Genomic DNA, 12203 nt, shown 5'->3' with positions numbered 1-12203 from the left:
GTAACGATCACCCCCATCACGCAGCTCCACAGCCTCATGCTCACCCGTGGACGCACCCGACGGCACCGCCGCACGAGCGAAGCTACCGTCGGCCAGAACGATCTCCACCTCCACCGTGGGATTGCCACGGGAATCGAGGATCTCGCGGGCACCTACCTGAATGATTTCGGACACGGTCTCTCCTTATGCACTGGCCGAGCTCGGGGCAACTCAACGGCCAGCCTAGTGCCCGGCGGTCGCGGCACGAAGCCCGGCGCGCACGATTGTGCGATCACACCGATCGAATCCGTTCATACCGCGCGCGTCCGGCGCTACCCTGCGGCCATGAGCACCGTCCCCGTCCTCGACCTGTCTCTGCTCGACACGGAACCCGAGCGGTTCGACGGTGCCGTCCGCGCGGCCGCGCACGACGTCGGCTTCTTCTACCTGACGGGACACGGCGTCCCGCAGGAGCGGATCGACGAGGTGCTCGCGCTGGCGCGCGAGTTCTTCGATCTCCCGCAGGCCGACAAGGACGCGATCGCGATGACGAACTCGCCCCACTTCCGCGGCTACACGCGACTGGGCGGAGAGCTCACGCGCGGTGCGGTGGACTGGCGCGAGCAGATCGACATCGGACAGGAGAGCACGAGCCCAGTGCGGCCCACGACGGCGGACGTGCCGAGCCGGGAGGGTGCGGCACCGTCGGCCTCCGACCCCTCGGGACCGGACTACCTCAACCTGATCGGCCCGAACCAGTGGCCCGCGGCGCTCCCCGCCCTGCGGCCGGTGATGGAGCGCTGGGACGCCGACCTCGCGCGCGTCTCGCGCACGCTGCTCCGGGCCTGGGCCCGGTCGTTGGGCGCCGACCCGCACGTCTTCGACGAGGCCTTCGCCGTCGAACCGGCGACACTGATCAAGATCGTCCGCTATCCGGCGGGGACGGACTCCGACCAGGGCGTCGGCGCGCACAAGGACTCGGGCGTCCTGACCCTGCTGCTCGTCGACCCCGATTCGGAGGGGCTGCAGGTCCTGCCGCCGGGTGCCCACGAGTGGGTCGACGTGCCACCGCTGCCGGGGGCGTTCATCGTCAACATCGGCGAGATGCTCGAGGTCGGCACGGACGGCTATCTGCACGCGACGGAGCACCGGGTGGTGAACCGCCGCGCGGGCGCCGACCGGATCTCGGTGCCGTACTTCTTCAACCCCGCCGTGACGGCACGGATGCCGCACCTGCCGCTCCCGGCGGACCTGCGGACGGGGGTCACCGTCGACCCCGACAACCCGATCTTCGACACCTACGGCGAGAACGCCTGGAAGAGCCGCCTGCGCGCGCACCCGGACGTCGCTGCGCGCCACTACCCGCAATCCGCTTCGTAACCCGATCGGCGTCCCTATCGTGGGGATCATGACCGGCGCAGCCCCGCTCGTCCTCGTCTACAGCTCCAACGCGCGGCACCGCGCGGAGATCACCGCCGCCCTGGGCACCAGACCCGCGCCGGACAGACCCCCGATCACCGTGCTCGAGGCGGCCACCGCGCAAGCCGTCATCGCGCGACTCGACGAGGGCGGCGTCGCCCTCGCCGTGCTCGACGGTGAATCGTCGCCGGCGGGCGGGATGGGGCTCGCCCGTCAGGTGCGCGACGAGATCGATCCGTGCCCCCCGCTGCTCGTGATCACCGCGCGACGCGCGGACGGCTGGTTGGCACGCTGGTCCCAGGCCGACGACTGGGTGAGCCACCCCCTCGACCCGTTCGAGCTCGCAGAGGCGGCGGGCCGGCTGCTCGCGACGGCCACGCTCTGAGTCGACACGCTCGCCCCAAAACCCCACCCCGATCAGACCTTGGACCTATAGTTGTGATGTAGCTCACAACTTCACTCAGGGGAGCCTAACCGGTTCTGCTGACGGGGATTTCGCTGACACCGCGGAAGGAGCATCGCCGTGAACCTGTACGTGCCCATCCTCGTACTGGGGGCGATCGCGGCCGCCTTCGCCGTGTTCTCGGTGGGCGTCGCCCGGTTCGTGGGCCCCCGCCGGATCAATCGCGCGAAGCTCGAGGCCTACGAGTGCGGCATCGACCCGTCCCCCGAACCCGCGTCGGGCGGCGGGCGCTTCCCGGTGAAGTTCTACCTCACGGCGATGTTGTTCATCATCTTCGACATCGAGATCGTCTTCCTCTATCCGTGGGCCGTGCACTTCGACGTGCTGGGCACCTACGGCCTGCTCGCGATGGGCCTGTTCCTGGTCAACGTCACGGTGGCCTACGCGTACGAGTGGCGCAGAGGCGGGCTGTCGTGGGACTGAGGGAGGCACCCGTGGCGCGCCACGCTGAGGGACCCGTCGGGAGCGAGGTTCCGCCGTGGGCATAGAGGACAAGGTTCCGGGCGGTTTCCTGCTGTCCACATTGGAGGTGGTGGCGGGCTACGCGCGGAAGGGGTCGCTGTGGCCGGCCACGTTCGGGCTGGCGTGCTGTGCGATCGAGATGATGGCCACCACGGGCCCGCGGTTCGACATCGCCCGATTCGGCATGGAGGCCTTCCGCGCGTCGCCGCGGCAGGCGGATCTGATGATCGTCGCGGGCCGCGTCAGCCAGAAGATGGCGCCCGTGCTGCGGCAGGTGTACGACCAGATGGCAGAGCCGAAATGGGTGCTGGCCATGGGGGTCTGCGCCAGTTCGGGCGGCATGTTCAACAACTACGCGGTGGTGCAGGGCGTCGATCACGTGGTGCCCGTGGACATCTACCTCCCCGGCTGCCCGCCACGTCCCGAGATGCTGCTGAACGCGCTCCTGGCCCTGCACGAGAAGGTGGCCGAGACGCCGATGGGCGTGAACCGCGAGGCCGCCCGGAGGGCCGCGGAGGAAGCGGCGATGGCCGCACGGCCCACGATCGAACTCAAGGGCCTGCTGCGATGACCGATTCCCCCGAGGCCCAGGAGCCGGGCGGCGCCGTCGAACCCGTGACGGTCCGTCCGGACGTGGTCCGCACGCGCACCGGCATGTTCAGCGGCGGTACGGGCGACACCTCCGGATACGGGCGGATCACCCGCCCCGTCGCCATGCCCGGGCCGGGCGTGGAACCGCTGCCCGAGGGCTACGAGGGGGTCATCGCGGGCCTGCGCGTCGCGCTCGCCGAGGCCGACGGTGCGCCGGACCCCGCCGAGGCCCTCAGCGCGGTCGTCGTGTATCGGGGCGAGGTCACCCTGCGCGTGCCGCGGGAGCACGTGGTGACGGTGGCGCGGCTCCTGCGCGACCGGCCGGACCTGCGGTTCGAGCTGTGCCTCGGCACCTCGGGCGTGCACTTCCCGGACGACGCGGGCGCCGAACTGCGCGCGGTCACCCACCTGCAGTCCATCACGCACGGCCGGCGGCTGCGCCTCGAAACCTCCTGCCCCGACGCCGATCCGCACATCCCGTCGCTGTTCGCGGTCTACCCGACGACGGACTGGCACGAGCGCGAGACCTTCGACTTCTTCGGCATCGTCTTCGACGGGCACCCGTCGCTCACCCGGATCGAGATGCCGGACGACTGGGAGGGCCACCCGCAGCGCAAGGACTACCCGCTGGGCGGCATCGGCGTGCAGTTCCACGGGGCCGAGGTCGCGGCGCCCGACTCCCGGAGGTCGTACTCGTGACCACCGATCGGGCCGAGTTCACCGCGATGGGTTCCGACTGGGACGACATCGCCGCCGAGGCCATCGGCCAGGAGCGGATCGTCGTCAACATGGGCCCGCAGCACCCTTCGACGCACGGCGTCCTGCGGCTGATCCTCGAGCTCGACGGCGAGACGGTCACCGAGGCGCGATGCGGGATCGGCTTCCTGCACACCGGCATCGAGAAGAACCTCGAGTTCCGCACCTGGACCCAGGGCACCACCTTCGTCACGCGCATGGACTACCTGGCGCCACTGTTCAACGAGACGGCGTACTGCCTCGCCGTGGAGAAGCTGCTCGGCGTCACCGAGCAGATCCCGGAGCGCGCCACCGTGATCCGCGTGCTGCTGATGGAGCTCAACCGGATCACCAGCCATCTCGTGGCGCTGGCCACCGGCGGCATGGAGCTCGGCGCGGTCTCGCCCATGCTCAAGGGGTTCGAGATCCGCGAGCAGATCCTCGACGTCTTCGAGACCATCACAGGGCTGCGGATGAACCACGCCTACATCCGGCCGGGCGGCGTGGCGGCCGATCTCCCCGACGAGGCCGTCCCGCAGATCCGGAACCTGCTCACGTCGCTGCCGAAGCAGCTCGCCGCGATGTCGGCGATGCTCACCGAGAACCCGATCTGGATCGCGCGTACCAAGGGCATCGGCTATCTCGACCTGACGGGGTGCATGGCGCTCGGGATCACCGGTCCGGTGCTGCGCTCCACGGGCCTGCCGCACGACCTGCGGCGCAGCGAGCCCTACTGCGGCTACGAGGACTACGAGTTCGATGTCATCACCGACACCGGCTGTGACTGCTACGGCCGCTACCTGATCCGCGTCGAGGAGATGTCGCAGTCGTTGCGCATCGTCGAGCAGTGCCTCGACAGGCTCGTCCCCGGCCCGGTGATGATCGACGATGCCGGGCTCGGCTGGCCGGCGGACCTGTCGGTCGGGCCCGACGGGCTGGGCAACTCGCGGGCCCACATCGCGGAGATCATGGGCGAGTCCATGGAATCCCTGATCCACCACTTCAAGCTGGTCACCGAGGGCTTCGCGGTGCCACCCGGGCAGGTCGCGGTGTCGGTGGAGGCGCCGCGCGGGGAGCTGCTGGTGCACGCGGTGAGCGACGGTGGTACCCGCCCGTACCGGGTGCACTTCCGCGATCCGTCGTTCACGAATCTGCAGGCGGTGGCCGCGATGTGCGAGGGCGGCATGGTCTCCGACGTGATCGCGGCCGTCGCCAGCATCGACCCCGTGATGGGAGGTGTCGACCGATGAGCGATCCGGTCTTCCTCGAATTCGGTGCGCGGCCGCAGGAGTCGGTGCAGCTGTACCGCCCCGGCGCGCCCACCGAATACCCGGCCGACGTGGCCGAGCGGCTCGCCGCCGACGCGTCGGAGCTGGTCGCGCGGTACCCCGAGTCCCGGTCGGCCCTACTACCGCTGCTGCACCTCGTGCAGTCCGAGGACGGCTACGTCACCCCGGCGGGCGTCGAGTTCTGCGCCCGCACGCTGGGACTGACCGCGGCCGAGGTGGTGTCGGTGGCCACCTTCTACTCGATGTACCGGCGCGGACCCACCGGCGAGTACCTCGTGGGCGTGTGCACCACGACACTGTGCGCGGTGCTCGGAGGTGATGCGATCCTCGCCTCGCTCTGCGACCATCTGGGCATCTCTCCCGGCGGCACCACCGACGACGGCAGGATCACCGTCGAGCGGATCGAGTGCAACGCGGCCTGCGACTACGCGCCCGTCGTGATGGTCAACTGGGAGTTCTTCGACGACCAGACGACGGCGAGCGCCCGTGAGCTGGTCGACGCGCTCCGGGCGGGCCGGGCACCGTCGCCCACCCGGGGTGCTCCCCTGGGCACCTTCCGCGAGACCGCCCGGCTGCTGGCGGGTTTCGACGACACCCGGCCCGGCGCGGTCTCGGCGTCCGGCGCCGGTGGCGCCCCGACGATGGCCGGCCTGCGGGCGGCACGGGAGGCCGAGGGAGGCGCACCGTCATGACCGCGCACCTCACCCCGGTCCTCTCCGCGCACTGGGGCGACCCGGAACCGTGGACCCTCGCCGCCTACCGCGCGGCGGGCGGGTACACCGGCCTGGACCGTGCGCTGGCCATGTCGCCCGACGAGGTCATCGAGCTGGTGAAGGCGTCCGGCCTGCGGGGCCGCGGCGGCGCCGGCTTCCCGACGGGGTTGAAGTGGAGCTTCATCCCGCAGCTGCGCGAGGGTGAACCGCCCAAGCCCGGCGCCGACAAGCCGCACTACCTGGTGGTGAACGCCGACGAGTCGGAACCCGGGACGTGCAAGGACATGCCCCTCATGTTCGCGACGCCGCACACGTTGGTGGAGGGCGTGATCATCGCGTCGTACGCCATTCGCGCGCGCCGGGCGTTCATCTACGTGCGTGGCGAGGTGCTCGGCGTGCAGCGCCGCCTGCGCGCGGCGGTCGCCGAGGCGTATGCCGCCGGCTACCTCGGAACGCCCGTCGGCGCCAGCGGGTTCACCCTCGACCTGGTCGTCCACGGCGGTGCCGGCGCGTACATCTGCGGCGAGGAGACGGCGCTGCTGGACTCGCTGGAGGGCCGCCGCGGGCAGCCCCGGCTGCGGCCGCCCTTTCCCGCCGTGGCCGGCCTGTACGCCTCGCCGACGTGCGTCAACAACGTCGAATCCATCGCGAGTGTTCCGGCGATCCTGGCCAACGGTGCGGACTGGTTCCGCACGATGGGCAGCGAGAAGTCGCCCGGGTTCACGCTGTACTCGGTGTCGGGCCACGTGGTCCGGCCCGGCCAGTACGAGGCGGCGCTGGGGGTGACGCTGCGGGAGATGCTCGAGCTGGCGGGCGGAGTCCGTCCCGGGCACGAGCTGAAGTTCTGGACGCCCGGCGGCTCGTCGACCCCGCTGCTGACGGCCGAGCATCTCGACGTGCCCCTGGACTACGAGGGCGTCGCCGGCGTCGGCTCGATGTTGGGAACGAAGGCGCTGCAGGTCTTCGACGACACGGTGTGCGTGGTACGGGCGGTGCTGCGCTGGTTGGAGTTCTATGCGCACGAGTCGTGCGGGAAGTGCACGCCGTGCCGCGAGGGCACCTACTGGCTGGTGCGGCTGCTGCGCCGGCTCGAGGAGGGCGGAGGCCGCACGGAGGACCTGGACACCCTGGCAGAGGTCGCCGACGGCGTGCTCGGCAAGGCCTTCTGCGCGCTCGGCGACGGCGCCGCGAGCCCGATCATGTCCTCGCTGAAGTACTTCCGCGAGGAGTACGAGCGCCACGTCACGGAGGGCGGGTGCCCATTCGATCCCGCGGCGGCGATGCGCGAGGCGGCCGTTCCGGGAGGGGCGCTATGAGCGAGACGGTCCGGGCCAGCATCGACGGCGTCGAGATCGAGGTCCCCGCGGGGACGCTCGTGATCCGCGCCGCGGAGCAGCTGGGCATCGCGATCCCCCGGTTCTGCGACCACCCCCTCCTCGCGCCCGCGGGCGCGTGCCGGCAGTGCCTGGTCGACGTGGAGGGTCAGCGCAAGCCGCTCGCGTCCTGCACGACGACGGTGACCGACGGCATGGTGGTACGGACGCAGGCCACGTCCGCCGCGGCGGCCGGCGCGCAGCGCAGCGTCATGGAGCTGCTGCTGGTGAACCATCCGCTCGACTGCCCCGTCTGCGACAAGGGCGGCGAGTGCCCGCTGCAGAACCAGGCGATGTCCGCCGGCCGGGCCGTGTCCCGCTTCCCGGCCGCCGACAAGCGCACCTATCCCAAGCCGATCCCGCTGTCCGCGGAGATCGTGCTCGACCGCGAGCGGTGCGTGCTGTGCGCGCGCTGCACCCGATTCTCCGAGGAGATCGCGGGCGACGACTTCATCGAGCTGATGGATCGCGGGGCACTGCAACAGGTGGGCGTCGCCGGCGATCAGCCGCTCGACTCGTACTTCTCCGGCAACACGGTGCAGATCTGCCCCGTGGGCGCGCTCACCAATACCACGTACCGGTTCCGCGCCCGGCCCTTCGACCTGACCTCCACGCCGTCGGCCTGCGAGCACTGCGCCAGCGGATGCGGCCTGCGCACCGATCACCGGCGCGGCGAGGTGCTGCGCCGCCTGGCCGGCGACGACCCGGAGGTCAACGAGGAGTGGAGCTGCGACAAGGGCCGCTGGGCCTTCGCCTACGCCGCGCAGCCGGACCGGCTGACCACGCCGCTGGTCCGCGGCGCCGATGGCGCACTGGCCCCGGCCTCCTGGCCCGAGGCGATCGCCGCCGCGGCGAAGGGCCTGGCCGGCCGCGCCGCAGGCGTCCTGGCCGGAGGCCGCGGCACCGTCGAGGACCTGTACGCGTACTCAGCCTTCGCGCGGATCGCGCTGCACACGAACGACATCGACTTCCGGATCCGGCCGCACACTGCGGAGGAGGCGGCCTTCCTCTCCTCGGGCACAGCGGGCGGGGTCACCTACGCCGACCTCGACGGCGCGCCGGTGGTGCTGCTCGCGGGCTTCGAGCCCGAAGAGGAATCGCCCATCGTGCACCTGCGGCTGCGGAAGTCGGTGCGGGCCGGTGGCACCCGGGTGCTGTCGGTCGCGCCCTTCGCCTCCCGCGGCCTGTCCCGCCTGGGCGGTGAACTGATCCGCTGCGCACCCGGCGGGGAGCCCACCGCGCTCGCCGATCCGACGCTGGCGGAGCGCCTCGGCGTCGACGGCGCAGTGATCCTCGTGGGCGAGCGGCTCGCGGAGGCGCCCGGCGCGCTCGCCGCCGCCGCCGCACTGGCGGAGGCCTCCGGCGCGCGCCTCGCGTGGATCCCCCGCCGCGCCGGCGAGCCCGGCGCGGTGGTGGCGGGCGCCCTCGCCGGAATGCTCCCCGGAGGGCGGGTCACCGCCAACCAGGCGCACCGCACCGAGCTCGAGACCTTCTGGGGCGGTCCGCTACCCGAGGGGCCGGGCCGCGACACCGCCGGCATCCTCACGGCCGCGGCCGCCGGCGACCTGCCCGCCCTGGTGTGCGGCGCCGTCGACCTCGCCGACCTCCCGGATCCCGACGCGGCGCGGCGCGCCCTCGACGCCGCGTTCGTCGTGAGCCTCGAGCAGCGCGAGTCCGAGGTCACCGCCCGCGCCGACGTGGTGCTCCCCGTGGCGACGGTGACGCAGCGCGCGGGCACCTTCCTGAACTGGGAGGGTCGGGGGCGCTCCTTCGACGCCGCGCTCCCCGCCCCGGGCGCGCTCCCCGACGCCCGCGTCCTCGCGGTCCTCGCGCGGTCGCTGCGCGCCGACCTCGGATTCACGGACGTCGACGGTGCCGCCGCCGCCCTCCGCACGCTGGGCACCGTCCGTCCGCCCCGGCGTCCCGTGCCCGCCAAGGCCGCCACCGTCGGCGTTCCCGGGCCGGGAGAGGCGCTGCTGGCGTCCTGGCGGCAACTGCTCGACCTGGGGCGCGGGCAGGACGGTGAGCCGGACCTCGCGGCGACGGCGCGCCCGGCCGTGGCGCGGATGTCCGCGGCCACCGCAGCCGGAATCCTCGCCGCGGACGGCAGCGCCGTGTCGATCTCGACGGACCGCGGCCGCATCACACTGCCGCTCGCGGTGACCGAGATGCCCGACGGCGTGGTCTGGGTGCCCCGGAACTCGCCCGGCAGCAGGGTCGCCGAGACCCTGGGCGTCGGGTGGGGCGCCGTGGTCGGGATCGGGGTGGCGCGATGATGCCCGCCCTGGGGCCGCACACCCCCGTCGACCTGTCCGCCTTCGGTCGCGACCCCTGGTGGCTGGTCCTGGCGAAGGCCGTAGCGGTGTTCGCGTTCCTGGTCCTGACGGTGCTCGCCGCGATCCTCATCGAGCGCAAGGTGATGGCGCGGATGCAGCACCGCTACGGGCCGAACCGGGTGGGTCCGTTCGGCATCCTGCAATCCCTGGCCGACGGCATCAAGCTCGCGCTCAAGGAGGGCATCACCCCCGCCGGGGTGGACAAGCCGGTGTACCTGCTGGCACCGATCATCGCGACCATCCCCGCGTTCATGGCCTTCGCGGTGATCCCCTTCGGCCCCGCGGTGTCGGTGTTCGGCACGCGAACACCGTTGCAGCTCACCGACCTTCCGGTGGCGGTGCTCTACATCCTCGCGATCACCAGCATCGGTGTGTACGGCATCGTGCTGGCCGGCTGGTCGTCCGGTTCGACCTACCCGCTGCTCGGCGGCCTGCGCTCGACGGCCCAGGTCATCAGCTACGAGGTGGCGATGGGCCTGAGCTTCGCCGCGGTGTTCCTGTACGCGGGCACGATGGCCACGTCCGGCATCGTCGCCGCGCAGAGCGGCACCTGGTACGTGTTCCTGCTGCTGCCCTCGTTCGCCGTCTACGTGGTGTCGATGGTCGGCGAGACCAACCGCGCGCCCTTCGACCTCCCCGAGGCCGAGGGCGAGCTCGTCGGCGGCTTCCACACCGAGTACAGCTCGCTGAAGTTCGCCATGTTCATGCTCGCCGAATACGTGAACATGACCACCGTCTCGGCGCTCGCCACCACGCTGTTCCTCGGCGGCTGGCACGCGCCGTGGCCGCTGAACGTGTGGGAGGGCGCGAACTCCGGCTGGTGGCCCGTGATCTGGTTCGTGGGCAAGGTGTGGTGCTTCCTGTTCGGCTTCATCTGGCTGCGCACCACGCTCCCGCGCCTGCGCTACGACCAGTTCATGCGGTTCGGCTGGCAGCTGCTCATCCCCACCGCGCTGGTGTGGGTGCTCGTCGCCGGGGCGGTCCAGGCCTGGGCGCTGGCGGGCCACGACGCGACGGTGCTCGCCCCCGCCGTGTCGCTGGTCTTCACCCTCGCCGTGCTCGCGATTCTCGTGCTGCGGCACCGTCGTCAGAAGGAACCCGATCCCGGCATCGACCGGGCCGTGATCTCCGTGCCCTTCGACCCGATGGCCGGCGGCTTCCCGGTGCCGCCCATGCCCGGCCAGTACCTGCCCGTACCCGCCCGACGAGCCCTGCCGAGCGAGGCCGACGCGAAGGAGGCGTCCCATGGCTGATCCCCTCGGACTCGCCGGGTTCGGCGTGACTCTGCGCGCGATGTTCAGCAAGCCGGTCACCGAGAACTACCCGGAACAGAAGGCGCCCGTAGCCGGCCGGTACCACGGCCGGCACCAGCTCAACCGGTACGCCGACGGACTGGAGAAGTGCATCGGCTGCGAGCTGTGCGCGTGGAGCTGCCCCGCCGACGCGATCTACGTGGAGGGCGCCGACAACACCGAGGAGGAGCGGTACTCCCCCGGTGAACGGTACGGCCGTACCTATCAGATCAACTACCTGCGGTGCATCGGCTGCGGCCTGTGCGTGGAGGCCTGCCCCACCCGCGCGCTCACCATGACCGACGACTACGAGATGGCCGACCGCGACCGCGGCGCGCTGATCTACGACAAGGACGACCTGCTCGCCCCGCTGCACGAGGGCGAGCAGCCGCCCCCGCACGCGATGCGCGAGGGCCTCACCGCCGCCGACTACTACCGGGGTGAGGTGGACGAGTGACCGGGGAGGAGTGGGCCTTCTGGATCGTGGCCGTGCCGGCGGTGCTGTTCGCGCTGGGCGTCGTCCTCGCGTCCAAGGCCGTGTACTCGGCACTGTGCCTGGCCGCCACCATGATCCTGCTCGCCGTCGCGTACATCGCGCAGGGCGCGCTGTTCCTCGGTGTCGTGCAGATCGTGGTCTACACCGGCGCGGTGATGATGCTGTTCCTGTTCGTGGTGATGCTCGTGGGCGTCGACTCCTCGGACTCGCTCGTGGAGACCCTGCGCGGGCACCGCGTGGCCGCCGCGGTCGCCGGGCTCGGCTTCGGCATCCTGCTCGTCAGCCTCGTCGCCCGGGCGGTGCTGCCCGCCCCGGATCCCGGGCGCGCGCGGGTGCCGTACCCGCCGAACTCCGTCGAGGCCCTCGCCGACACCGTCTTCGTGCGCTATCTCTGGGCGTTCGAGCTCACCGCCGCACTGCTCATCACCGCGACGCTCGGGGCGATGATCCTCGCCCACCGCGAGAAGCTGTCCACCGCGCTCTCCCAACGCGAGCAGTCGATCCGCCGATTCCGCGAGGGCCGTCGCGCCACCCCGCTGCCGAATCCCGGGGTGTACGCGCTCGGCAACGCCGTCGACCTCCCGGCCCTGCTGCCCGACGGTTCGCCCGCCCCCGACTCCGTCAACCACACGCTCGTCCCCCGTTCCCCCGAGCAGCGGCGGGCCCTGCCCGGACGGACGAACACACTGGACGACGAGACGCCGTCGACGCTGCGGGCCGACGACCGGCCCCGGGACGAGAGCGAGGTGTCGCCGTGAATCCACACCTGTACCTGTACCTCGCGGCGCTGCTGTTCGCGATCGGCTCGGCCGGGGTGCTGCTGCGCCGCAACGCCATCGTCGTGTTCATGTGTGTCGAGCTCATGCTCAACGCCGCGAACCTCGCACTCGTGACGGCCGGCCGGATCCACGCCGTGCCGCAGGGCCAGGTGCTGGCGTTCTTCACCATGGTCGTGGCCGCCGCCGAGGTGGTCGTGGGGCTGGCGATCATCATCGCGATCTTCCGGGTCCGGCGGTCCGTGTCCGTCGACGAGCCGCACCTGCTGAGGCGGTGAG

13 protein-coding genes and 1 pseudogene are annotated in these 12203 nt (G+C 71.7%); 13 read left to right on the top strand and 1 reads right to left on the bottom strand.

Annotation, left to right across the window (positions count from 1 at the left end):
- Positions 1-174: pseudogene (eno, locus tag ABZX10_RS18930) on the bottom strand (phosphopyruvate hydratase); the annotation flags it as partial.
- A gap of 150 nt (positions 175-324) precedes the next feature.
- Between eno and ABZX10_RS18925 the strand changes: the two are divergent.
- The 13 genes from ABZX10_RS18925 (at position 325) to nuoK (ending at position 12202) form a co-directional block, all read left to right on the top strand.
- Entirely contained in the window at positions 325-1359 is a 1035-nt protein-coding gene (locus ABZX10_RS18925) for a 2-oxoglutarate and iron-dependent oxygenase domain-containing protein (RefSeq protein WP_355543364.1), read from the top strand.
- 28 nt (positions 1360-1387) lie between these two features.
- Positions 1388-1783, top strand: coding sequence for a response regulator (locus tag ABZX10_RS18920; protein ID WP_168544449.1), 396 nt, complete (start codon positions 1388-1390; stop codon positions 1781-1783).
- Between the two features lie 138 nt (positions 1784-1921).
- Positions 1922-2284 carry an NADH-quinone oxidoreductase subunit A gene (locus tag ABZX10_RS18915; protein ID WP_355543359.1) on the top strand — a complete coding sequence of 121 codons (363 nt, stop codon included), beginning with the start codon at positions 1922-1924 and terminating at the stop codon, positions 2282-2284.
- A gap of 55 nt (positions 2285-2339) precedes the next feature.
- Positions 2340-2894 carry an NADH-quinone oxidoreductase subunit B family protein gene (locus tag ABZX10_RS18910; RefSeq protein WP_355543356.1) on the top strand — a complete coding sequence of 185 codons (555 nt, stop codon included), beginning with the start codon at positions 2340-2342 and terminating at the stop codon, positions 2892-2894.
- Entirely contained in the window at positions 2891-3613 is a 723-nt protein-coding gene (locus ABZX10_RS18905) for an NADH-quinone oxidoreductase subunit C (protein ID WP_355543353.1), read from the top strand. The genes ABZX10_RS18910 and ABZX10_RS18905 overlap by 4 nt, the downstream gene beginning before the upstream one ends.
- Positions 3614-3639: 26 nt before the next feature.
- Entirely contained in the window at positions 3640-4899 is a 1260-nt protein-coding gene (locus tag ABZX10_RS18900; protein ID WP_355543379.1) for an NADH-quinone oxidoreductase subunit D, read from the top strand.
- Positions 4896-5630, top strand: a complete 735-nt coding sequence (nuoE, locus tag ABZX10_RS18895) for an NADH-quinone oxidoreductase subunit NuoE (protein WP_355543350.1) — start codon at positions 4896-4898, stop codon at positions 5628-5630. Before ABZX10_RS18900 ends, nuoE begins: the two co-directional genes overlap by 4 nt.
- Positions 5627-6967, top strand: coding sequence for an NADH-quinone oxidoreductase subunit NuoF (gene nuoF / locus ABZX10_RS18890; RefSeq protein ID WP_355543347.1), 1341 nt, complete (start codon positions 5627-5629; stop codon positions 6965-6967). Before nuoE ends, nuoF begins: the two co-directional genes overlap by 4 nt.
- The gene (locus tag ABZX10_RS18885) at positions 6964-9300 is read left to right on the top strand and encodes an NADH-quinone oxidoreductase subunit G (protein ID WP_355543344.1); all 2337 of its coding nucleotides are present in this window, start codon (positions 6964-6966) and stop codon (positions 9298-9300) included. Before nuoF ends, ABZX10_RS18885 begins: the two co-directional genes overlap by 4 nt.
- On the top strand, positions 9297-10613 hold the full coding sequence (gene nuoH, locus ABZX10_RS18880) for an NADH-quinone oxidoreductase subunit NuoH (protein WP_355543341.1): 1317 nt from the start codon (positions 9297-9299) through the stop codon (positions 10611-10613). Before ABZX10_RS18885 ends, nuoH begins: the two co-directional genes overlap by 4 nt.
- Positions 10606-11109 carry an NADH-quinone oxidoreductase subunit NuoI gene (gene nuoI, locus ABZX10_RS18875; protein WP_355543338.1) on the top strand — a complete coding sequence of 168 codons (504 nt, stop codon included), beginning with the start codon at positions 10606-10608 and terminating at the stop codon, positions 11107-11109. Before nuoH ends, nuoI begins: the two co-directional genes overlap by 8 nt.
- Positions 11106-11906, top strand: a complete 801-nt coding sequence (locus ABZX10_RS18870; RefSeq protein WP_355543335.1) for an NADH-quinone oxidoreductase subunit J — start codon at positions 11106-11108, stop codon at positions 11904-11906. Before nuoI ends, ABZX10_RS18870 begins: the two co-directional genes overlap by 4 nt.
- The gene (gene nuoK / locus ABZX10_RS18865; RefSeq protein WP_068574940.1) at positions 11903-12202 is read left to right on the top strand and encodes an NADH-quinone oxidoreductase subunit NuoK; all 300 of its coding nucleotides are present in this window, start codon (positions 11903-11905) and stop codon (positions 12200-12202) included. The genes ABZX10_RS18870 and nuoK overlap by 4 nt, the downstream gene beginning before the upstream one ends.
- Position 12203 lies beyond the last annotated feature (1 nt).

It is taken from the genome of Tsukamurella sp. NPDC003166 (assembly GCF_040611135.1).
In the GTDB taxonomy this organism is placed as follows: Bacteria; Actinomycetota; Actinomycetes; order Mycobacteriales; family Mycobacteriaceae; genus Tsukamurella.
Note: the sequence above shows the minus strand (reverse complement) of the source record. Positions and strands in the feature narration are given on the sequence as shown.